This is a genomic window from Sphingomonas sp. 3P27F8, from assembly GCF_005502745.1.
Classification (GTDB): Bacteria; Pseudomonadota; Alphaproteobacteria; order Sphingomonadales; family Sphingomonadaceae; genus Sphingomonas.
The window spans coordinates 25928-48024 of the sequence record NZ_SCNL01000020.1 but is presented as its reverse complement, the minus strand read 5'-3'; the positions used below and the strand labels follow the sequence as shown (position 1 = coordinate 48024).

The window sequence follows — 22097 nt, the reverse complement described above, 5'->3', positions numbered from 1 at the left end:
CGCCCCCCCCGCCCCGCACGAGGAGCTGGAGGGGATGATCGGCCAGCTCGACCGGATGCTGGAGGAAGCGCATTTCTTCTTCCCTCCCGATCGCACGCGGACAACCAAGCGCACGTTGCGTACCTTGCTAACCAAGCCGGGCTGGTCGAGTCACGAGGTGCGCACGTTGCGCGGTGTGCTATCCGCACTGGCAGGGGCGAAAGCGAAGCGCGGCTAGGCGACCGCGCCTCGCGCGCTTACTTTATCGGCTTTGCGCCGGGCGAGCCGCACTTTGCGAACTTACCATTGGCGGTCTTGCACTTCACCGGCTTGGCGGGCGGGCATTTCACGAACTTGCCCTTCGCATCCTTGCACGGGGCTGCATAAGCGGGAACCGTCGCGAGCGATGCCAGCGACAAGGCAATGAAAGCGGCCTTCAGCATATTCTACTCCTCGCTCCCGGCTCGGAAACTGAAGCGTATAGCGGTTTGGTGGAGCGGGCAACGACAAGGTTGCGCGGCGTAAGTGTTTGTTGCCGTCGGTCTTGTTTCGATATCTGGTCGGCCGCCGCTCGGCGCCGAGGGACAGACAGATAGGCGCGTAAGCTGTACGCGCGTCGATCATGGCTTGAGATGTCTCGAAGTCTGCGCAATGCGCCCAGCAGATCGAACCACCGCACCTCCCTCGAACTCGGCCTCCCCATTCTTCCAAGTCTCGAGTGATAGGCGAGGCTGAGTAAGCACAGCGAACACATCAGCAGGACCAATTTCGGACCTTCGCGAATCCAGTCCGGCGATTTCCGCACGACCTTTTTGTCACTGGCTTGTACCGGATCACAGATCAACGGCGTGACGCTTTCCCAGGTTCTTCTGGGCCGCTTGCGAGAGGATGGTGCCCAGGGACGGGATCGAACCGCCGACACTGCGATTTTCAGTCGCATGCTCTACCAACTGAGCTACCTGGGCAAACCCGACGAACGCCGGAGCCGCGCTCTCTAGTCGGCGTCTTTGCCGCTGTCCAGCCCGTTTGGATCCACCGGCGGCCCAGGAAGGCGATAGCCTTCGCCAAGCCATTGCAGGAGGTCACGATCCTTACAGCCGCGGCCGCAGAATGGCGCATTGACCGGGTCCGTCGGGCGGCGGCAGATCGGGCATTTGTTACTGTTCATTGTTCCAAAATCGGCTTTCGACCAGTGCGGCGCGCCAGCTCATTCAGCCAATCGTCGCGCGATCCGATTCGCGCGCTGATGGCCGGTGGCAAGCGGTGATTGTTCGGCGCGCCTGGCGGGGTGCGCTCAATCTGACGGAGCGTCGCTCGCGCAGCGGCGGCAATTGGATCGGCCCTTAGCAGTTCCGGCAACGAAGCGCGCGGACGCGGGCGCACGATCTGCAAGAAGCCGAAGCCGTTCATTGCGGTCCGCTCGAACGGCTGCGGCAAACCGGCATCGATCGCAGCCGCGACGCGGTGGCGCGCTTCCTTGCCCATGATCGTCGGGAAATCCACGCCGATCGAGCCGCCAACGTCGTGCCGCACGATCGCGAGCGCCACAGCCGCCGCTGCTCGTTCGGCAAGTGCATCCAGTGGCCCGTCGCCATCGACGTCGAACAGGGTCATCGCGGGCGTTGGCGTCATGCGCAATGCTCCGCCTGGAAAGCTGATATCTCCCGTCAGCGCCTCTTCGAGCACTTCGGACCAGCCGGCCGCTTCGAGCGCATCGGGTTCGTGCGCGCGAAGCGTTCGTACTGGCCCGTCGAGAGTATCGCGCAGGCTGGGTGCGGGCTGCGGGATCTGATCGGTCACCACGACGCGCGGTGGTTTCAGGCGCCCGGGTTCGGGCAGCGCCTCACGAACCACTTCGACGTTGAAGCGTGCGCCGAGGGTCAGCGCCGCCGGCGCGCGCATCAACGTCGCGACGCCACCGTCGGAGAGCCGCACCTCGCCAGGCTCAACGAGCTGGGCCGTATATACCGCACCCAGCTTCGGGCTGCGGTCATCAAGCGCGATCCGTGCGCGAACGATGCGCCCGTCTGCCACCAGCGCGGCGCGCGCCTCGCCGATGCCGTGCTCGAACAGCCATTCAGCCAAGAGCGATGCCCGCCGTGCGCAGCAGTGCCGCCGTCTCATACAGCGGAAGCCCGACTACCCCGGAATGTGAGCCGTTGAGGCGGCGCACCCACGTCTCGGCATGGCCTTGAATCGCGTAGCCGCCAGCCTTGCCCATGCCCTCGCCTGCCGCGACATAGGCGTCGATCTCGGCGGTGGAGAGCGGCTTGAACACCACGAGCGTGTCCGAAAGACGCTCGCGTAGTCGTCCATCGGTATCGATCACCGCTACGGCGGAGAGGCAATGGTGGCGTCGACCGGCGAGCAGTGCGAGCATCCACCGCAGTTCAGCCTCATCATGTGGCTTGCCGAGGATGCGCTGGCCGACCGCGATCGTCGTGTCCGCGCTGAGGATCACCTCATATGGTGCGCGCTCGATCGCTTTTGCCTTTCCGGCGGCGACGCGGCGAACATAGTCGCGCGGGGGCTCGCCTTTGAGCGGAGTTTCATCGATTTCGGGCGCGATAATGCGCGCCGGCGTCACGCCGATGCGCGCCAGCAGATCGCGCCGCCGGGGCGAGGCGGATGCGAGCACTAATTGTGGAGCGGAGGGCATCAGCCCGTCCGGCGCGTTATTGCGGGCCGGGGCCGCCGCGGCCGGGCATGAAGCGATAGGTGATGCGCCCTTTGGTGAGGTCATAAGGAGTCAGTTCAACGAGCACCTCGTCTCCGACCAGCACACGAATGCGGTTCTTGCGCATCTTGCCGGCAGTGTGGCCGAGGATTTCGTGATCGTTCTCAAGCCTTACGCGGAACATCGCGTTGGGCAGCAGCTCGACCACCTGGCCGCGCATCTCGAGGAGTTCTTCTTTCGCCAAACAAAAATCTTTCCGTGCTGGGAATGCGCGAGCGCCCTTAACGGAAAGCGCGGAGTTTGGGAAGCATCGCGCCGCTCCGAGGCCGCCGCGGACGCGGGAAACCGCAAGCCTTGCTCGCCCGCCATCTGCAAAAAGGGCGCCCGCCTCGGCGAACGCCCCTTTCACAACGGATCAGAAGCCGTAGCTCAACCGGACATAGCCGAAGCGGCCGGGCACGTCATAGGTGGTGGGATCATAATTGTTCAGGCTGCACGTGAAGCATGCCGGCGGTCCCTGATCGAAGACGTTGTTGACGCCGAGCGTCAGAGCAATCTTGTTGTCGACCCAGCCCGGGCTGAGCCGGAATTGCACGTCGCCGTAGAAACGGCTGCCAAGCGTATTGCGCGTCGTGCTGTCGATCTGCTCGTATACGCTGCCGATATAGCGACCCGTGAATGCTGCGCCCACGGGGCCAAGCGACCAGTCAATCGTCGCCTGCCCCTTGAAGCGCGGATAGGCCTGATCGGGGCTTCCGCGCTCCGTGCCGACATAATTGATCGTCGTCGAGCCATTGGTGGCGGGCAGCGTCTCAGAATATTTCAGCAGGTAATTTCCGCTGACACTCAACCCGAACGTGCCGGCAGAACCCTCACGCGTACGCAGCGTCAGCGTAGCATCGATGCCGCGCGTTCGGATCCCGCCGGTGTTGAGCAACACGCCGTTGATCGCCGAAATGAAGCCATTGCTAGTGCGCTGCACCGCTGCGCACGACAGCGCATCCCCGGTCAGCGCGCACCGATCGAGCAAAGTGCCCGCCGGGATCGACGAGATCGAGCCGTTTACCTTGATGTCATAGTAATTGACCTCGAGGCTCAGCGCCTGCGCGAAGCCCGAACGAGCCCAGGCCGGGCTGTAAACACCCCCGAACAGGAAAGTGCGCGCGGTTTCCGGCCTCAATGCAAGATTGCCGCCGGTCAGCACCGGGAGCTGGCCGCCCTGCGGTTCGGCGTAGCTGCCGTTTGCCGGCACTCCATTTGCGATGCAGTTCGCTCGCACAGAAGCGTTGCTCTGGAACTGGCCGCCGGCGGCGCTGGTGCACGGATCGTTGAGCGGCTGATCGAACCGTGATTTGGCGCCGTACAGTTCGCCGATCGTCGGCGCGCGCAGGCTCTCGGCATAGCTGCCGCGCAGCAGGAAATCGGCCACCGGCTTCCACAGCACGCCGCCCGATAGCGTCGTATTGCCGCCGAAGGTTGAATAGTTCGAGTGCCGCACCGCGCCATTCACCTCCAGCGAATGAAAGAACGGCACATCCTTGAGCAGCGGCAGGCGCAACTCGCCATAAAATTCGTCGATCATATAGCTGCCGCGTGCGGCCTGCGCCGGGATATCCGAGCCAAGACCGGCCTGGATCACTGGATCGGGCGTGAAGCTGCCTTCCTGATAGCGATGCTCATAGCCGAGCGCGATGCCCACCGGGCCGCCGGGCAGGTCGAACAACTCACCCGAGACGTTGAGGGTGTAATCCTGCAATTCCTGCTGGCTGCGCGAATGCTCGTCGAAAGCCACGAATGCCAGCATCTGCGGCGTAATCGAGCCGGCGCCGCCAAAGATGTTGAACGGCACGCACGCGCCGGTGCACTGGCTGACCGGGCCGAGCGCCTGCGCCAGCTTCGCCGCGTTGATATTGCCGGTGAAAAGCTGCTTGGCGTCGTTAAAGCCGAACTCGGCGTTCGCGTCCCAATACCAGTTGCGTCCGAAAAGCTTGAATTTGCCATCCAGCGTCGCAGTGAACGACATCGTGTCAACGGTTTGCGTGTAAGTGCGCTGCCCGTTCTCGACCACGCGACGGCCGATGAACGAATAGGTCGCCGGTTGGCCATTGGTGCCCGAATTCAGCGTGATGCCGAACGGATTATAGGGATTGGTGGCATCGATGGAGATCGTGTCGAGCAGATTGCCGTTGCCCGCGTCGGGCCCGACGAACAGCGGCAGAAAGGCTGCCTGATTCTGCGAATTGCGGCGATTGTAGATCGCCTTGATCCTCAGATTGAGTGCATCGGAGAATTCCGCGCGGCCATTGAAGAAGCCGCCATAACGCTCATTCGGCGTCAGGAAATAATTGTACGGCGCGAAATTGAAGCGGTCGGCGGTGGTGAAGGCGCGGAAATCGCCGCCCACAAGCGTCGGGTCATAGACGCCGCGGCCGTTAAGAGGTGGGTTGCGCGGCGTGATGCTGCCGCCAGCGGGCAGCGACGGATCGCCCTGGTTGAACACGATACGGCCGTTCACCGCGCCGCTCGAGCAGCCGCCGATCGGATCGGTACAGCTCGTCTGGCCGGGGTTCGGGAATTGCGAGATCGAGCGGTTGCGCGCGCTGACCGAATCCTGTTTCGTGTAGAAGATTCCGGCGTCCATGTGGGTCGATGGGCCGCCGCCGCCCCAGCTCAACTGATAGTTTTGCGTCGCGCCATCATTGTAGCTCAGATACTGGCCATATTGCGCGCTCGCCCTGAACCCCTTCTGGTTCGATCGCGTGATGATATTCACCACGCCCGCGATCGCATCCGAACCGTACAGCGCGGATGCAGCGCTCTCCAGCACTTCGACACGCTCGATCATCACGTCGGGGATCGAATTCAGATCGACCGTTCCGGGAATCCCGCTGGCGGAGGCGCCGTTCACGTAACGCATGCCGTCCACCAGCACGAGCGTGCGCTTGGCGCCGAGATAGCGCAGGTCAATCGCGGCCGAGCCGGCGCCAACGCCACCGCCATCCGGCGGATTGCCGAGATTGCCGGAGTTGTTGAACTTGGAATTGAGGCCGCCTGACGAGGACGGCAGACGCTGGAGCACGTCGGCGAGCGAAGACAGGCCGGTCTTGGCGATCGCGGACTGATCGATCGTTACCACCGGCTGAGGCTGGTCGAGCGGATCGCGGCGGATGCGCGAGCCTGTCACGATCACGTCGCCCTGGGTGATTTCGGGGCTGGCGGCAGGATCAGGCGCGGCCTGGGCGCAGGCCGGCGCGCTGGCGAGTGCGGAGGAAATGGCGATAAGCGCGATTCCCGCCTGAACGGACGACTTCGTCATTCGCATCTTGATGTCCCCTGTTGTCGTCCGCGCCTCTGCGGGCTGATCGGATCGTGACGGGAGTGTGACAATTGTTGGACGGCAGGTGCAAGCGCGCGCGCGGCGTCAAGGCGTGATTTGCGCCGTGGCGTGGCAATCGGGCAACATGAAAACGAAAACCCCGCGCCTGTTTCCAGGCGCGGGGCAGCGTTTTTCAGGGAATGCCAGGGTGTTTACCCGCCGACATGCCCGGCAAGTGCCGCGAGCAGCAGCAGGGCAACGATATTCGTGATCTTGATCATGGGGTTCACGGCGGGGCCGGCGGTGTCCTTATAGGGATCGCCCACGGTGTCACCGGTGATGGCGGCCTTGTGCGCCTCCGATCCCTTGCCACCGTGATGCCCGTCCTCGATATATTTCTTGGCATTGTCCCATGCGCCACCCCCAGAAGTCATCGAGAGGGCGACGAAAAGGCCGGAGACGATCACGCCGAGCAGCATCGCGCCAAGCGCGGCGAAGCCCGCGGCCTGATTCTCGACGCGTGAGACGATGAAATAGAGGGCTATCGGTGACAGCACCGGCAACAGCGATGGCACGATCATCTCGCGGATCGCCGCGCGGGTGACGAGATCGACGGTGCGGCCGTAATTCGGCCGGCTCGTCCCCTCCATGATGCCCGGATTGTTGCGGAATTGGTCGCGCACCTCCTCGACCACCGCACCGGCCGCGCGGCCCACCGCGGTCATCCCGAAGGCGCCGAACAGATAGGGGAGCAGCGCCCCCAGCAGCAGCCCGACGATCACATAGGGGTTGGAGAGGCTGAAATCGACCTGCGTATCGGGGAAGTAGGTCTGCAGATCCGTGGTGTAAGCGCCGAACAACACCAGCGCGGCAAGCCCCGCCGAGCCGATCGCATAGCCCTTGGTTACCGCCTTGGTGGTGTTGCCGACCGCGTCGAGCGCGTCGGTCCTGTGACGCACATCATCAGGCAACCCTGCCATCTCGGCGATGCCGCCGGCATTGTCGGTGACCGGCCCGTAAGCGTCGAGCGCCACCACCATGCCGGCAAGCGCCAGCATCGACGTTGCCGAGAAAGCGATGCCGATGACGCCCGCAAGTTTGTATGCCGCGATCACCGCGATCACGATCACCAGCGTCGGCAGCGCGGTCGCCTCCAGGCTGATCGCCAGGCCCTGGATCACATTGGTGCCGTGGCCCGTTTCCGATGCCTTGGCGATCGACTTGACAGGCCGATAGTTGGTGCCCGTGTAATATTCGGTGATCCAAACGATCAGCGCCGTCACCGCAAGGCCGATCATCATGCACCAGAACAGATCCATTCCGGTAAAGCCCATGCCGGTGACCACCGGGGCCACCGGATCGCTGCCCAGCGCATCGCCGGTTTGATCGAGGAAGCCCGGCGCGCCAATCACCGCGTTCATGTCGCCGAGCGTATATTTGGTGGCGAGCCAGATTGCCGGGATCGACAGTAGCGCCGAGGTGCCAAAGCCCTTGTACAGCGCGCCCATGATGGAGCCGCCGCCCAGCCGCACCATGTAAGTGCCGATGATCGAGGTGATGATGCAAACGCCGCCGACGATGAGCGGCAACGTCATAAGCTTCATCAGATCAGCCGCATCTGCGTGGATCAGCAGCGCGATCGACACCATCGTGACGCCGAGCGTCACCACATAGGTCTCGAACAGGTCGGCGGCCATCCCCGCGCAATCGCCGACGTTGTCGCCGACGTTATCGGCGATCACCGCCGGGTTGCGGGGGTCATCCTCGGGAATGCCGGCCTCGACTTTTCCGACGAGGTCTGCCCCGACGTCCGCCGCCTTGGTAAAGATGCCGCCGCCGAGCCGGGCGAAGATCGAGATGAGTGACGCGCCGAATGCCAGTGCGGTAAGCGCCTCGACGATCACCCGATCATTTGGCGCATGGCCGCCCGGGCCGGTGAGATACCAGAAGAAAGTAGCGATCGCGAGCAGCCCCAGCCCCGCGACGAGCATGCCGGTAACGGCGCCCGAGCGGAACGCCATCGTCAAGCCGCCCTGCAACGATCCGCGCGCGGCTTCGGCCGTGCGCACGTTGGCGCGCACCGAGATGTTCATGCCGACGAAGCCGGCCACGCCGGACAGGATCGCCCCGATAACGAAACCGATCGTGGAGGTTAGACCGAGTGTCGCGGCCAGTATCACGGCCACGATCACGCCGACGATGGCGATGGTGGTATATTGCCGCGAGAGATAGGCTTTCGCGCCTTCCTGAATGGCGGCCGCGATATCCTGCATTCGTTCATTGCCTGGCGAGGCGCGCAGCACCTGCTGGCTGGTAACGAAGCCATAGACCACGGCCAACAAGCCGCAGAGGATGGCGATATGGACTGTCGTCATCGCATTCCTTCCCCTAATTTCGTTTCCGCACTCGGGGGCTGTTGCCCTTTTTCGTAACACGGATGACGAAGGCGTATAGGTCGAGTTGCGCGCGCGCAACCCGCCGCGCGTCAGGCGCGGTGTTCGAATCCGAGCCGCGCCGGGAGGGGCGCCACGCGATCGCCATCCATGAGCGCCAGCCCTTTGCCCTCGCGGAACGCGCCGATGCAGGTCGCTGGAACGGGGATCGGTATGTCCGGCGCCGCGGCGAACAGGAGCTGGTAATCGTCCCCGGCGGTCGCGGCGGCCAACGCGTCCGCGCCGGTCGCGCGATAGTCGGCGGATAGCGGCACACGTGCGAGATCGATCATCACGGCGCAGCCGCTCGCCGCCGCCATTCGCCATGCGTCGATCAACAACCCGTCCGATACGTCCATCATCGCATGAACCAACGGCGCGAGCAGGCGCCCTTCCGCGATGCGCGGCCGGGGCCGGCGATAGGCGGCGAGCAGCGCGTCAGATCCGGCGCTGCCGCGCGCGATGGCAAGGCCCGCACCGGCATCGCCGATCGTTCCAGTTACCCACAGGGCGTCGCCGGGTAGCGCGCCGCTACGTGCCGGCGCCATGGCGTCAGCGCCGAATGCGGTTAAAGTCAGTACACGGGCGGAGCCTTCCGGTAGCGATACCGTATCTCCGCCGATCAGCGGGCAATCGAACGCGGCCAGCGCCGCCGCCAGCCCCGCGACAAAGGCGCGATCCCAGCGGTCATCGCCCAGCGGATAGTTGAGCAGGACGCCTTCGGGCCGCGCGCCCTTGGCGGCTAGATCGGAGAGATTGGTGGCGACGAGCTTCCACGCGACATCCTCGGGCGGATCCAACGGTAGGAAATGCACCCCCTCCACCAACGTGTCGGTCGTGATGACGAACGCGCCAAGCCGCGCAGCATCATCCGCCAGGCCCAAAGCGCCCGGATGCAGAGGCAGCCGGCGCAGTGCTGCGATGAATTCCGCCTCGATCATGGCGTCGCGCTATACGGTCTCGCATCACTGGGCGCAAAGCCGCGGGCAGATTGTGATTGTCGCGCGGCGCAACTTTCGTGCAACAACGCGCGCATGACCAGCACCAGTGACGTCCTTATCGTCGGTTCCGGCGCCGCCGGCCTCACCGCGGCGCTCAATCTTGCCGATCGCTTCAAGGTGACGGTGCTGGCGAAGGGGGCGCTCAACGAGGGCTCGACCGCCTGGGCGCAGGGCGGGATCGCGGCAGTGCTGGAGCCAGGCGACACGTTCGAAAGCCATATCGAGGACACGATGATCGCCGGCGCGGGCCTGAACGACCGTGCGACCGTGGAATTCGTGGTGGAAAATGCCCCGGCCGCTATCCACCGGCTACAGGCGTTGGGCGTGCCCTTCGCCACCGAGGGCGACGCGCTCCATCTGACGCGGGAAGGGGGGCATTCGCACCGCCGCATCGTCCATGTCGCCGATGCGACCGGCTGGGCCGTGCAGGAGGCGCTGCAACGCGCGGCCGAGAAGCATCCGAACATCACGCTCGTCCCCGATCAGGTAGCGATCGATCTCGCCACCAGCAGGCATGAGGAACGCTATTCCGGTGCGGGCAATGTGTGGGGTGTCTACGCCGTCGATCGCCGCACGGGACGGGTAAATCTGTTCACCGCGCGCGCGACGATCCTCGCGACGGGCGGGGCGGGGCGCACCTATCTTTTCTCCACCGCGCCGCGTGGCGCGACGGGAGATGGGATCGCGATGGCGTGGCGCGCGGGCTGTCGGATCTCGAACATGGAATTCATGCAATTCCATCCGACCTGCCTCTACAATCTGGAGGTGAAGAATTTTCTGATTACCGAGGCGGTGCGCGGTGAGGGCGGGCAGCTCAAGATCCCCGATACCGGCCACCGTTTCATGCCCGATTTCGATCCCCGGGCGGAGCTGGCGCCGCGCGATATCGTGGCGCGGGCGATCGATCACGAGATCAAGCGCCTTGGGCTCGATTACGTCCATCTCGACATCAGCCATATGCCGGCCGATTTCGTGCGCGGGCATTTTCCGAACATCTACGAGAAGCTGCTCGGGCTCGGTATCGACATGACGACGCAGCCGATCCCGGTGGTGCCGGCGCAGCATTACACCTGCGGCGGGATCGTGATCGATCGTGATGGGCGAACGGATCTTCCCAATCTCTATGCGGCGGGAGAGTGTACCCAATCCGGGCTGCACGGCGCGAACCGGCTGGCCTCAAATTCGCTCTTGGAATGTTTCGTGTTCGGCGAGGCGGCGGCGAAGCATATCGCGGCCAATTGGGAGGTCTTCGCCGCTGTGCCGCCGATCCGCGCGTGGGACGAGAGCCGTGTCACCGATTCCGACGAGGAAGTCGTCATCAAGCAGAACTGGACGGAGATCCGGCGGTTCATGTGGAATTACGTCGGCATCGTGCGCACCACCAAGCGGCTGGAGCGCGCCGCGCACCGGATAAAGCTGCTGACCGAAGAGGTGGGCGACTATTATGGCCACTTCCGGGTGACGCCCGATCTGATCGAGCTGCGCAACCTGCTCCAGACGGCTGATCTGATCGTCCGATCGGCGCTGCAGCGCCACGAAAGCCGCGGGCTGCATTACAACACCGATTGGCCTGAAAAAATGCCCAGGGCCGCCGACACGATTCTCGTTCCATGAATCTGTCGCGGATCAGGCGCGGTTCATCGCGATTGTGCCAAGCCGCTGTTTTCTTTCGCGGCCTCGATCGGGTTTAACCTGATTTTCGGGTCGGGGTGGGCATTCTGCTGGTATGATCGCTTTGCGTGTTCGTTGGCTGATTGTTGGTTTGGGCACGTTCGCGCTGGTCGCGTGCGGGTCCGGCTCGCGGCCCGGCACATCAGCGGCAGCTCCCTCGTCTACGTACGTCGGTGCGCCGGCCTATGTGATCTCGCTCCCGGTTCCGCGGGTCCTCTCGCGCCCGCGTAACGACGCGCCGCGCGAACTGGTCGCTCGTGTGGATGCGCTGGTGCGCAGCTTCCCCGGCATCGCGGGCGTTGCGATCCGCGCGGTTGACGAGGGCTGGACGGTCGAGAGCGGCGGTCGCCGCCGTATGCCGCAGCAGAGCGTAAGCAAGCTGTGGGTTGCGATGACGGTGCTCGACCAGCGGGATAGCGGGCGCCTTCGGCTCGACGATCCGGTGACGATCTATCCGGCGGATCTCACGTTGTTTCATCAGCCGATCGCGTCCCTGGTGAAGCCGGGCGGCTATCAGACGACGGTATCGGCCTTGTTGACCCGCGCGCTCACACAGAGCGACAATACCGCCAACGACCGGCTGCTGACGCTGGTGGGCGGGCCGGCGGCGGTGCGCTCGTTCATCGAGCGCAAGCAGCTTGGCGATATCCGTTTCGGCCCGGGTGAGCGGTTGCTCCAGTCGCGAACCGCCGGCCTGACGTGGCAGCAAAGCTATTCGCTCGGCAACAGCTTCGAGATCGCGCGCTCGCGGCTTGCGCCGGAGGTGCGCGCCGCAGCGCTCGAAGCCTATATCACCGATCCGCCCGATGGCGCTGCGCCGCTCGCCATTGCCGATGCGCTGTCGCGCCTCGCGCGTGGAGAATTGTTGTCGGAAACGTCGACGCGCTTCCTGCTTGCCACGATGGGTTCCACCGTCACCGGGCGGGCGCGGCTGAAGGCGGCGCTGCCGCCGGGCTGGTCGTTGCAGCACAAGACGGGAACCGGGCAGGAGCTTGGTCGCCGCAATGCCGGGTTCAACGATGTCGGGTTGCTTACCGCGCCTGATGGCCGGCGTTACGCGATTGCGGTGATGATCGGCGATACGATGCGGCCGATGCGCGATCGCCAGCAGCTTATCCAGGCCGCCGCAGGAGCGCTCACAGGCTCGCGCGTCAATCAGGCGCTGGCTGCGAGCGACGAGGACGCGCCGGGCAGCTGATCTTCCGTTTCAACGACTGATCGCGCCGATGCAACAAGCGGGATTGGTCCGCCGCGCGATCCGGGCTATTCCGCCGCGATGCCGCATCTCTATCTCGTCGATGGCTCGGGCTATATCTTCCGCGCCTATCACGTCCTGCCGAAGCTAACCAATCAGCATGGGGAGCCGGCGGGCGCGGTATATGGTTACACCACGATGCTGTGGAAGCTCGCGAAAGAGCTGCACGAAGCCGATGGCCCGACGCATCTGGCGGTGATCCTCGACGCATCCGAGCAGACCTTCCGGAACGAGATGTACGATCAGTACAAGGCACATCGGCCGCCCGCGCCGGAAGACCTCGTCCCGCAATTCCCGATGATCCGCGATGCGACGCGGGCCTTCTCGCTACCGTGCATCGAGGAGAAGGGGTGGGAGGCGGACGATCTGATCGCTTCTTATGCCAAGGCGGCGCTGGCGCAGGGCTGGGAGGTGACGATTATCAGTTCCGACAAGGATCTGATGCAGCTCCTTACCGAGCCGGGGATCGATATGCTCGATACCATGCGTGACCGGCGGATGGGGCCGGAAGCGGTGGTTGAGAAATTCGGGGTCGGCCCCGACAAGCTTGGCGAGGTGCTGGCGCTGATGGGCGACAGCGTGGACAATGTACCCGGCGTTCCGGGCATCGGCCCGAAAACTGCCGCCAAACTGATTCTCGAGCACGGCGACGTCGAGGCGGTTCTCGCCGCCGCGCCGGGGATGAAGGCCGGCAAGCTGCGCGATAATCTCATCGAACACGCCGAGATGGCGCGGCTCAGCCGTCGGTTGGTGGAGCTGGCGAGCGACGTGCCGTTGCCGCAGCCGCTCGACGAAATGGTGCTGAACGGCATACCGGAAGCACCGTTGCGCGCGTTCCTGGAGCATCACGGCTTCAAGTCGCTGCTCGCCAAGCTGGGGCAGGTCGCGGACACGCCGCAGCCCGCGCCCGCGCCCTCGGCCCTGATAACGCACGAGGATGATCCGCCGTGCGACCACGACGGCTACGAAACGGTGGCCGACGAAGCGGCGCTCGATCGGTGGATCGCGGAAGCGCGTCATCAGGGCTTTGTGGCGATCGATACCGAAACGACGGCGAAAGATCCGATGCTGGCGGAGCTGGTTGGGATCAGTCTGGCGCTCGCGCCCAATCGCGCGTGCTACATCCCGCTGGCGCATGGCGGCAGCGACATGTTTGCGGAAAAGCCGGCGCAGATTGATCGCGAAGTGGCGCTGGCGAAGCTTCGGCCGCTGCTCATCGACGCCGGCGTGCTCAAGATCGGGCATAATCTGAAATATGATATGATCGTGCTCGCGCGGTTGGGCGTCGATGTTGCGCCCTACGATGATTCGATTGTGATGAGCTTCGATCTCGACGCCGGGCTGCATGGACATGGCATGGACGAACTGGCGGCTACGCACCTGTCGCACAGCTGTATCGCCTACAAGGAGGTGGTCGGCACGGGGAAGAAGCAGCTGGTCTTCAACGAAGTCGATCTGAAAACCGCGACCCGCTACGCGGCCGAGGATGCGGACGTGACCTTGCGGCTGTGGCGTCGTTTCCGCGCGCGGCTGCCGGTGGAGGGTGCGACGCGCGTCTACGAGATGGTTGATCGGCCGCTTGTGTCAGTGGTCTCGCGAATGGAGCGGCGCGGGATCAAGGTAGACCGGGAGCGTCTGGCGCAGCTCAGCCGCGGATTCGATACCGAGATCGCGGCGCTGGAATCGGCGATCCACGGCATCGCCGGTGCGCCGTTCACGATCGGCAGCCCCAAGCAATTGGGCGACGTGTTGTTCGAGCGGATGGGGATCAAGGGCGGCCGCAAGGGCAAGTCCGGCGTGTATTCGACCGACGTGACCGAGCTGGAGCGGATCGCTGCCGACAAGGATTCGCCCGGTGCGGAGATGGCGGCGCGGGTGCTCGACTGGCGGCAGCTTACCAAGCTCAAGAACACCTATACCGATACGCTGCAGGAGCAGATCAACCCCGTCACCGGCCGCGTCCACACCAGTTACAGTCTGACCGGGGCGCAGACCGGGCGGCTTTCGTCGACCGATCCCAATCTTCAGAACATCCCGATCCGCACCGAAACCGGTCGCCAGATTCGCGATGCCTTTGTCGCGGAGACGGGCAACGTGATCCTGGCAGCCGATTATTCGCAGATCGAACTGCGCCTCGCCGCGCACATGGCGGACGTGCCGGCGCTGAAGGATGCCTTCGCGCGTGGTGACGACATCCACTCGCTCACCGCGCAGGAACTGTTCGGCGAGGTCAATCGCGACACGCGCGGTCGCGCCAAGACGATCAATTTCGCGATCCTCTACGGCATCAGCCGCTGGGGTCTTGCAGGGCGGCTGGACGTCTCGTCGGACGAGGCGCAGGCGATGATCGATCGTTATTTCGAGCGCTTCCCGGGGATCAATCGCTATATCGCGGAAACGCTGACACAGGTGCGCGAACGCGGCTTTACCGAAACGCTGTTCGGTCGCAAGACGCATTTCCCGCGTATCAGATCCAAGGTCCAGCACGAGCGGCAGGGGGCGGAGCGTGCGGCGATCAACGCGCCGATACAGGGCTCGTCCGCCGATATCATCAAGCGCGCGATGGCGCGCATGGAGCCGGCGCTGGCCGAGGCGGGGCTGACGGGCACACGGATGCTGCTCCAGGTGCATGATGAACTGGTGTTCGAGCTTCCCGAAACGGAAGTGGCGCGCGCCCGCCCGGTGATCGAGCATGTGATGGCCACCGCCGCCGAGCCGGTGGTAAAGCTGGACGTGCCGCTCGCGGTGGAAATCGGTGTCGGCGAAAGCTGGGGGGCAGCGCATTGAACTATCGCGGGCGTCGGGAGCGCCGGCGATGAGCGGGCCATCGCAGGATATCGCGACCCTCGCCAAGGGCGGGCGCACCAACGTCGCCGGGTTCATCCTGCGGCTGATGGCGCGCATCCCGTTCCTGTTCATCGCCGGGCGGCTCTATGGGCCTGATCTCGTCGGGCGTTTCGCGATCGCCGTCGTGGTGGTGGAGCTTGCCGCGCTGGTCTCCACGCTGGGCCTGAAACGCGGGCTGGCGCAGGCGCTGGCGACGACCGAGCGACCGCATGTCCACGTCGTGTGGGACGCGATGGTGCTCGGCGGCATCCTGAGCCTGTCCGCGAGCGCGGTGCTGTGGATTTTTCCTGAGGTCATGTACCCCAACAGTTATATCGCGGGGCTGGATCGCTATCTGCCGCTCATCATTCTCGCGGTCGCCTGGTCTGATATCAGCCTCGCGGCTTTGGCCTATCGGCTGAACGTGCGCGCGACGGTGACGGCGCGAGCAGTGGTGGAGCCGTGGACGATCTCGATCGCGGCGTGGATATTTTCGTTCTTCACCACGCGTGACGGGCTGGTGCTCGCGTATGTCTCTTCGATGGTGGCGGCGCTGACGGCGAGCCTCGTGCCATTCATCCGCAGCTATGGCTTGCCACGGGGCTGGTCCCCGCATCTTTCCGAGCTATTCGCGCTGGCGCGGCGCAACGTACCGCTCGCCGGAGCAGACGCGCTGGAATGGGGCACGCGCAATGTCGATCGCTTCATCCTGGGTCTGCTGTTCGCGCCGAAGATCGTCGGCATCTATTACATGGCGCAGCAGGTCGCGTCGCTGCCGCAGAAGCTGAAGACCTCCTTCGATCCAATCCTTGGGCCGGTCATCACCCGCAATCTTGCCAGCGACAACCGCGCCGCGATTGCCGAACAGGTACGCCAGGTTGCGTTCTGGATCATCGCCGCGCAGGGCGGGCTGGCGCTGATGGGCTCGATCCCCGGCGAAGCGGTGATGGGGATTGTCGGCCCGCAATTCGTGGCGGGCACGGCCGCGCTGGCCTTCTTGCTGACGGCGGAGGTGCTCGCTTCCACCGGGGCGGTGTGTGAATCCGCGCTCGTCTATATGGCGCGGCATCGCAATCTGGTGATTTCGGCAGTGATGCTCACGTCGCAGGTGCTGCTGAGCTTCGCGCTGATTTTCGCGATGCGCGCACTTGGCTGGCCGCCGGCTTTCCAGGCAGCGGGCCCGGCGGTTGCGCTGATGCTGAGCCTTGCCCTCACCTCGATTATCAAGGCGCGTGTGCTGAGCCGACTGCTGCATAGCTCCGTCTCGCCACTGCGCTGGCCGCTGCTATGGGCGGCGATCGCGGCGGGGGCGATCGGCGGGCTCTTCACGTTGCTGCCGCATCGCTTCGAATGGGCCGAACTCATATTCGGCATTCCCGCGATCGCCGCCGTCTATCTATTCGTTCTGTGGCGCTGGGCATTCGGCGCGGCGGATCGCGCGCTGTTCAGCAAGAAGCCGCACGTCGAGGATACGACGCTGACCAGCGCCGGAGCGATCACCGGCTAGGCTAGGCGCGCGCCGCGAGCCTGCATCAATGCCGGAAGTGGCGCATCCCGGTGAAGATCATCGCCAGCCCCGCTTCGTCCGCCGCGGCGATCACTTCCGCATCACGGATCGAGCCACCCGGCTGGATCACCGCCGTAGCCCCGGCCTCGACCGCCGCGAGCAGGCCATCGGCGAAGGGGAAGAAAGCGTCCGACGCGACCGCCGAGCCGATCGTGCGCGGAGCCGCCCAGCCAGCCTTCTCTGCGGCGTCCTTCGCTTTCCAGGCGGCGATTCGGGCGGATTCGAGCCGGTTCATCTGGCCCGCCCCCACGCCCGCCGTGCTGCCGTCCTTGGCATAGACGATCGCGTTCGACTTGACGTGCTTGGCGACTGTCCAGGCGAAGCGACAGTCGGCCAGTTCCTGCGGCGTGGGCTGGCGCTTCGTCACCACCTTGAGCATCTCGTCGGTCAGAACCCCGTTATCGCGCGACTGGACCAGCCAGCCGCCGGCGATCGACTTGGCGGTCATCCCGCCGCGCGCAGGATCCGGCAAAGCGCCCGTCAGCAGCAGGCGCAGGTTCTTCTTTGCCGCGAACAGCGCGATCGCCTCCGCGTCTGCATCGGGTGCGACGACTACTTCGGTGAAGATGCCGGTGATCGCCTTCGCGGTGGCAGCGTCGAGGGTGCGATTGAGCGCGATGATCCCACCGAATGCGGAAACCGTGTCACACGCAAAGGCCGCCTCATAGGCTTCGGCCAGGGATGCCCCGCTTGCCACGCCGCATGGATTGGCGTGTTTGACGATCACGCAGGTCGGCCCAGCTTCACGGAACTCGGTGACGAGCTCCAGCGCGGCGTCAGCGTCGTTGAGGTTGTTGTAGCTCAGCTCCTTGCCCTGCACCTGTCGCGCCTGGCCGATGCCGGGCGTCGCGGGGCCGGCATGGTTGTAGAACGCCGCTTGCTGATGCGGGTTCTCGCCGTAGCGCAGCACAGTCGGGTGCTGGAGCACGAACGGAAGTGTCGCGGGAAATTGCTGCCCCTGATCGGCCAAGCCGAACCAGCTCGCGATCATGGCGTCATAGGTGGCGGTGGCGGCGAATGCCTTGGCGGCGAGACGCTTGCGTTCCTCAAGATTTGTTTCGCCACTGGCGACGATCTCATAGTCGGCCGGATCGGTGACGATTGCGACATAGGCATGGTTCTTGGCGGCGGATCGCACCATCGATGGGCCGCCGATATCGATATTCTCGATGACCTCGTCGCGCCCCGCACCCTTCGCGACGGTCTGCGCGAATGGATACAGGTTCACCACCACCAGATCGATCGCCCCGATCTCATGCTCTGCCATCGCGGCCAGGTGCGCGGCATCGTCGCGCACGGCAAGCAACCCGCCGTGGATCATGGGGTGCAGCGTCTTGACGCGGCCGTCCATCATCTCCGGGAAGCCGGTGACGTCCGAAACGTCGCGCACGGTAAGCCCCGCATCGCGCAACGCCTTGGCCGTTCCGCCGGTCGAGACGAGCTCGACACCCCGCTCCGCCAGCGCTCGAGCGAGATCGACCACTCCCGTCTTGTCCGAAACGGAGAGAAGCGCGCGCTTGATCGGGATCGTGGTCATATCGGCCTTGCGAAGCTGGGAGGACTCGCGCGGCCTCTTAGAAGGGGATGCCCGCAAACGCTAGCGCGCGCGCTTCAGCGCCCAGCTCACGCTGGCGCCACCAGCATCCGCTGAGCCGGTGATGACGAGCTGTTGCGTCGCAACCGGCCGGCCTTCGGCATCGATCCACAGGCTTTCCTCGATCGCGAGCGCATCGCCGCGCACGCGGAATTGCCACAGCGCGCCGCCCGGAACGCGCAACACCGCCGCGAGGCCATCGGCGGTGGGAGATGCCTCCACGCCGCGCCCAAGGTGGAAGCGGATCGCGAACGGCGTGCTGCCGGCCCGCCGCCGCCGGCCCTTGGGGAGCAGCGAATCTTCCCCGCGCAATTCGCGGCCGTCACTCGTCAGCACGAGCTGGCGGCGGTGGAGGAAGCCGAAGCGGCGCACATAGCCGTCATGGCTCGCCTCGATCCGCCCCGCGCCGTCGGATTCCTGTCGGGAAAGCTCGACTTCGGCCACGCCCTTTCCCAGGCTGCCATCGGCCAGGGTCGCGGTGGAATTCGAATCCTCGAGCGTCAGCGTCGAGTGCGCCGCGGTGGTGCGCAGGCCGTCGACCAGTTCGCGCGGCAGGCGGGACGACGCGGCGCGGCCGCCACCGCAATTGACGATCAGCCGCGCCGCGCCATCCGATAGCTCGAACGCCAGCGTGGAGGCACAGCCGCCTTCCACGACCCGCGCGATCGGCGGGGGCGCCGCATCCATGATGAGCACCGCACTGCCCCCGGTAAGCCGCTGATACCCCCATTCGCGGGCCTGCTTCAGCGGCCGGGCGCGCACACCGGTCGCCTCGATCACCTGCGCCACGCGCTCGGCCGGAATCGGGCCGCCGCCCTGCCAGCTAGCGAGCGCGCGATCGGCGTGGCAGACGCCCAGCAGCGCCGGGATCAAGCGTGCCAGCGCCGCCTCCGCCGCGTCGGGCAGTTCCATCCGGCGCGCGGCATAGCATTCGCGCAGCATTGCGAGCAGCGTCGCGATCTCCAGCAGCGCATCCGGTGCGCGATTAACCGCGCCGCCATCCTCGAACAGCGCGGTGCCGAGCGCGCGCGCCAGCCCCGCTTCGCCAGCCAGCCGGCGCGGATCGCCGCCGGGTATCAGCAGGCCCGCGGCAATCAGCCCGCACCAGGCGGCGATCCTCTTAGGGCCGGGTGGCGTCTTGTCCGCGCCGCGCTCCAGATGCCGCGCGCCGCGGGCGAGCGTGTTCAACACCTTCGAACGATAGACGAGGTCGGTGGATGAAAGGATCAGCGGCGCGTGCGTCGTCCAGAAAAGAATGCGCCAGCCCCAGATATCGGGTCGCCATGCCGTTCCCGAGACCTTCTCGGCGTGGGCGGAGAGCCAACGCGCCATCAGGCCCTCTGCGATGGGTGCGCCTTTCGCCCGTGTCGCCACCGAAGAGAGATCTCGCAGCCAGGCGAAGGACTGGATATAATCGGCAAAACCCGGTGTGACATCGAGATTGCGAAAATCGACTGCCGGGATCGCGCGTACGTCGCCGCGCCACGTGATCTCGCCCTCGAGCAGCGCCTGCCCGCGCGCCGCATCGCCGAACAGCGGATCGTCGGGCACCGCGATCAGCTTCAGCGGATAGCGGCCCTTCAGGCGAAAGGAGTGGATCGGGGTGCGCCACGTCAGCCGATCCAGCGTTTGCGACAGGCGCTCGGCGAGCGACAGGCCACGGTCACCACCTGATCGAACCAGCCGCTTGCCCTGCTCGATCCCGTCGGCGTCGGGACCGCCGCTCTGATCGTTCATTCGCCCCGCAGCGCCCGGATATTGGCGGCATAGGCATCGGGGCCACCTCGAAAAGTGGCCGTGCCGGCGACCAGCGCGTCGGCGCCGGCATCGATCGCCAGCCGCGCGGTGCGCTGGTCGATTCCGCCATCCACTTCCAGATCGATGTCCCGGCCGCTGGCGTCGATCAGCGCGCGGATCGCGGTGATCTTGCGCAACTGGCTATCGATGAAGCTCTGTCCGCCAAAGCCGGGGTTGACGCTCATCACCAGCACCAGATCGATCATGTCGAGCAGATAGTCGAGGATATCGATCGGCGTCGCGGGGTTCAGCACAACGCCGGCACGTTTGCCCAGGCTCTTGATGTGCTGGACGGTGCGGTGGACGTGCGGGCCGGCCTCAGGATGGACGGTGATCGTGTCTGCCCCGGCTTCCGCGAAGGCATCGAGATAGACGTCGACCGGGGAGATCATCAGGTGGACGTCGAACGGCTTGGTCGTGTGCGGGCGCAGCGCCTTCACCACCGCCGGGCCGATCGTGATGTTCGGCACGAAATGGCCGTCCATCACGTCCACGTGAATCCAGTCCGCACCGGCGGCGTCGATCGCGCGCACCTCTTCGCCCAGTTTTGCAAAATCGGCGGAAAGAATGGAGGGGGCGATACGGACTGGCTTGGTCATGGTGCTCCGCTGCTGCATCGAATCCCCGCCGGGCTGGCGAGTGCGAGGCAGCCTTAACGTGCGATTCGCTCAGGCGGAAGCGCGTCGCAGCCGCGCGACGAAAAAGCCGTCGCAGCCACCCTTCGCCTCGACGGTTCCGGGAAGGGTACGGACGAACCCGTCGGCCTGTGCGGCGATTCCCTCGGGCAGTTCACCGTCAATTGGCGGCATGACGGCAAAATCGCCGCGTTCGGCCAGCAGCCGCGCGATTTGCTCCTCGCCCTCCTCAGGCTCCAGCGAGCAGGTGGCGTACACCAGCGTGCCGCCGGGCCGCACCCAGTCCGCCGCACGTTTCAGGATGAGCTGTTGCAGCGCCGCCGTTTCCGCGATTACGCCCGCGTGGGCACGGTAGAGCACGTCCGGGTGGCGGCGGAAAATGCCGGTGGCGCTGCACGGTGCGTCGATCAGGACGGCGTCGGCCGTAGTGTCGGGTGCCCATTGCAGCACGTCCGCGATCACCGTTTCGGCCTTCAGTCCGACACGGGCGAGATTCTCGCTGAGTCGCGCGGCGCGACTTTTGGAGGCGTCCACCGCCGTCACCTGCCAGCCGGCTGCGGCGAGCTGGAGCGTCTTGCCCCCTGGCGCGGCGCACAGATCGAGCGCGTGGCCGGTGCCCGTGCCAATCAGTCGCGCCGGGATTGAGGCTGCGAGATCCTGCACCCACCAGGCACCTTCCGTGAACCCGGCCAGGTCCGGCACGGGGTCGGGGTCCGTCAGACGCAGGTGCGCTGGCGCAAAGCTCTCCCCCTCCAGTCCCGCCCATGCAGGGTCTCGCAGGGTCAGATCGAGCGGCGGCCGCACCGCCAGCGCGCGCGCGGCGGCGGAGACCATTTCATCACCCCAGGCGGCGCGCCAGCGCTCGGCGACCGGGTTTGGCAGCGTCGGAATTTCCGGCAATGTCGCGCCGCGCCGCGCCAGCGTTCCGAACACGCCATGAACCAGTCGACGGGGGCCGCCATCGACCAATGGCAGCACGGTCGCGATCGCGGCGTGCGGCGGCGTGCCGAGCGCCAGTGTCTGGGCAAGCGCGATGCGCAGCGCCATCCGGGCCTTGGCGTCGTCGGGCAGCCGCTGCTGGGTGGCGGAATCGATCAACGCGTCGAGATCGGGCAGCCGCCGCAACGTTTCGGCAGCGATCGCATGGGCGAGGCCGCGATCGGGCGGCGACAGAACGTCGCGTGTCGCGGCGGGAAACGCCGCTTCCAGCGCCTCGCCCCGCCGCAACACCGCGTCGAGCAGACGCATTGCTGCGCGACGCGTCTTGGTGCCGAGCGGCTCTGCGGTGCTGGATCGGGCGATATGGGGCTTGGCGCGGGTTGTCATCACGCCCATGTGGCGGCTTGG

At 65.5% G+C, this 22097-nt stretch carries 16 protein-coding genes, 1 tRNA gene and 1 pseudogene; 5 read left to right on the top strand and 13 right to left on the bottom strand.

Features of this window, described 5'->3' with window-relative positions:
• Positions 1-217: pseudogene (locus FFS35_RS17920) on the top strand (RNA methyltransferase); the annotation flags it as partial.
• Between the two features lie 19 nt (positions 218-236).
• Here the strand turns inward: FFS35_RS17920 and FFS35_RS17915 are convergent.
• From FFS35_RS17915 to thiL, 9 genes are all read right to left on the bottom strand, one after another.
• Positions 237-422: a hypothetical protein gene (locus FFS35_RS17915; RefSeq protein ID WP_137788251.1), complete on the bottom strand. Its 186-nt coding sequence runs from the start codon at positions 420-422 to the stop codon at positions 237-239.
• A 446-nt stretch (positions 423-868) separates the two neighbouring features.
• Positions 869-944 (bottom strand) — tRNA-Phe (locus FFS35_RS17910).
• 29 nt (positions 945-973) lie between these two features.
• Complete coding sequence (gene yacG / locus FFS35_RS17905; protein WP_137788250.1) at positions 974-1147, bottom strand: DNA gyrase inhibitor YacG; 174 nt, start codon at positions 1145-1147, stop codon at positions 974-976.
• Entirely contained in the window at positions 1144-2064 is a 921-nt protein-coding gene (locus FFS35_RS17900; RefSeq protein ID WP_137788249.1) for a ribonuclease, read from the bottom strand. Before FFS35_RS17900 ends, yacG begins: the two co-directional genes overlap by 4 nt.
• On the bottom strand, positions 2057-2638 hold the full coding sequence (locus tag FFS35_RS17895; RefSeq protein ID WP_137788248.1) for a Maf family protein: 582 nt from the start codon (positions 2636-2638) through the stop codon (positions 2057-2059). The genes FFS35_RS17900 and FFS35_RS17895 overlap by 8 nt, the downstream gene beginning before the upstream one ends.
• Before the next feature lie 16 nt (positions 2639-2654).
• Positions 2655-2900 carry a translation initiation factor IF-1 gene (infA, locus tag FFS35_RS17890; RefSeq protein WP_026325702.1) on the bottom strand — a complete coding sequence of 82 codons (246 nt, stop codon included), beginning with the start codon at positions 2898-2900 and terminating at the stop codon, positions 2655-2657.
• A 171-nt stretch (positions 2901-3071) separates the two neighbouring features.
• Complete coding sequence (locus FFS35_RS17885) at positions 3072-5972, bottom strand: TonB-dependent receptor (protein WP_349290338.1); 2901 nt, start codon at positions 5970-5972, stop codon at positions 3072-3074.
• Positions 5973-6184: 212 nt separating this feature from the next.
• The gene (locus FFS35_RS17880) at positions 6185-8347 is read right to left on the bottom strand and encodes a sodium-translocating pyrophosphatase (RefSeq protein WP_137788246.1); all 2163 of its coding nucleotides are present in this window, start codon (positions 8345-8347) and stop codon (positions 6185-6187) included.
• Between the two features lie 110 nt (positions 8348-8457).
• Positions 8458-9345, bottom strand: a complete 888-nt coding sequence (gene thiL / locus FFS35_RS17875) for a thiamine-phosphate kinase (protein ID WP_137788245.1) — start codon at positions 9343-9345, stop codon at positions 8458-8460.
• Positions 9346-9438: 93 nt separating this feature from the next.
• On the opposite strand from thiL, the gene nadB reads away from it, so the two are divergent.
• The 4 genes from nadB (at position 9439) to FFS35_RS17855 (ending at position 16664) form a co-directional block, all read left to right on the top strand.
• Entirely contained in the window at positions 9439-11019 is a 1581-nt protein-coding gene (gene nadB / locus FFS35_RS17870) for an L-aspartate oxidase (protein WP_137788244.1), read from the top strand.
• A 244-nt stretch (positions 11020-11263) separates the two neighbouring features.
• Positions 11264-12274 carry a serine hydrolase gene (locus FFS35_RS17865; RefSeq protein ID WP_349290337.1) on the top strand — a complete coding sequence of 337 codons (1011 nt, stop codon included), beginning with the start codon at positions 11264-11266 and terminating at the stop codon, positions 12272-12274.
• A 78-nt stretch (positions 12275-12352) separates the two neighbouring features.
• Positions 12353-15118, top strand: coding sequence for a DNA polymerase I (gene polA / locus FFS35_RS17860; protein ID WP_137788242.1), 2766 nt, complete (start codon positions 12353-12355; stop codon positions 15116-15118).
• A gap of 28 nt (positions 15119-15146) precedes the next feature.
• Positions 15147-16664, top strand: a complete 1518-nt coding sequence (locus FFS35_RS17855; protein WP_137788241.1) for a lipopolysaccharide biosynthesis protein — start codon at positions 15147-15149, stop codon at positions 16662-16664.
• A 25-nt stretch (positions 16665-16689) separates the two neighbouring features.
• Here FFS35_RS17855 and purH read toward each other — a convergent pair whose 3' ends face one another.
• The 4 genes from purH to FFS35_RS17835 form a co-directional block, all read right to left on the bottom strand.
• Positions 16690-18261 (bottom strand): bifunctional phosphoribosylaminoimidazolecarboxamide formyltransferase/IMP cyclohydrolase, encoded by a 1572-nt coding sequence (gene purH / locus FFS35_RS17850; RefSeq protein WP_137788240.1) that lies wholly within the window; start codon positions 18259-18261, stop codon positions 16690-16692.
• 60 nt (positions 18262-18321) lie between these two features.
• A complete protein-coding gene (locus FFS35_RS17845) occupies positions 18322-20055 on the bottom strand; it encodes a heparinase II/III family protein (protein WP_137788239.1) in 1734 nt (577 codons plus the stop codon).
• Positions 20052-20714 (bottom strand): ribulose-phosphate 3-epimerase, encoded by a 663-nt coding sequence (rpe, locus tag FFS35_RS17840; protein WP_137788238.1) that lies wholly within the window; start codon positions 20712-20714, stop codon positions 20052-20054. Before rpe ends, FFS35_RS17845 begins: the two co-directional genes overlap by 4 nt.
• A 69-nt stretch (positions 20715-20783) precedes the next feature.
• Positions 20784-22085, bottom strand: coding sequence for an RsmB/NOP family class I SAM-dependent RNA methyltransferase (locus tag FFS35_RS17835; RefSeq protein ID WP_249341731.1), 1302 nt, complete (start codon positions 22083-22085; stop codon positions 20784-20786).
• Positions 22086-22097 lie beyond the last annotated feature (12 nt).

What these genes read in the sequence shown, in the direction of transcription:
- purH (WP_137788240.1), bottom strand. Translation starts at nt 18,261, where the DNA reads ATGACCACGATCCCGATCAAGCGCGCGCTTCTCTCCGTTTCGGACAAG.
- FFS35_RS17895 (WP_137788248.1), bottom strand. Translation starts at nt 2,638, where the DNA reads ATGCCCTCCGCTCCACAATTAGTGCTCGCATCCGCCTCGCCCCGGCGG.
- FFS35_RS17855 (WP_137788241.1), top strand. Translation starts at nt 15,147, where the DNA reads ATGAGCGGGCCATCGCAGGATATCGCGACCCTCGCCAAGGGCGGGCGC.
- nadB (WP_137788244.1), top strand. Translation starts at nt 9,439, where the DNA reads ATGACCAGCACCAGTGACGTCCTTATCGTCGGTTCCGGCGCCGCCGGC.
- yacG (WP_137788250.1), bottom strand. Translation starts at nt 1,147, where the DNA reads ATGAACAGTAACAAATGCCCGATCTGCCGCCGCCCGACGGACCCGGTC.
- FFS35_RS17835 (WP_249341731.1), bottom strand. Translation starts at nt 22,085, where the DNA reads ATGGGCGTGATGACAACCCGCGCCAAGCCCCATATCGCCCGATCCAGC.
- FFS35_RS17845 (WP_137788239.1), bottom strand. Translation starts at nt 20,055, where the DNA reads ATGAACGATCAGAGCGGCGGTCCCGACGCCGACGGGATCGAGCAGGGC.
- FFS35_RS17915 (WP_137788251.1), bottom strand. Translation starts at nt 422, where the DNA reads ATGCTGAAGGCCGCTTTCATTGCCTTGTCGCTGGCATCGCTCGCGACG.
- FFS35_RS17880 (WP_137788246.1), bottom strand. Translation starts at nt 8,347, where the DNA reads ATGACGACAGTCCATATCGCCATCCTCTGCGGCTTGTTGGCCGTGGTC.
- FFS35_RS17885 (WP_349290338.1), bottom strand. Translation starts at nt 5,972, where the DNA reads ATGACGAAGTCGTCCGTTCAGGCGGGAATCGCGCTTATCGCCATTTCC.
- thiL (WP_137788245.1), bottom strand. Translation starts at nt 9,345, where the DNA reads ATGATCGAGGCGGAATTCATCGCAGCACTGCGCCGGCTGCCTCTGCAT.
- polA (WP_137788242.1), top strand. Translation starts at nt 12,353, where the DNA reads ATGCCGCATCTCTATCTCGTCGATGGCTCGGGCTATATCTTCCGCGCC.
- rpe (WP_137788238.1), bottom strand. Translation starts at nt 20,714, where the DNA reads ATGACCAAGCCAGTCCGTATCGCCCCCTCCATTCTTTCCGCCGATTTT.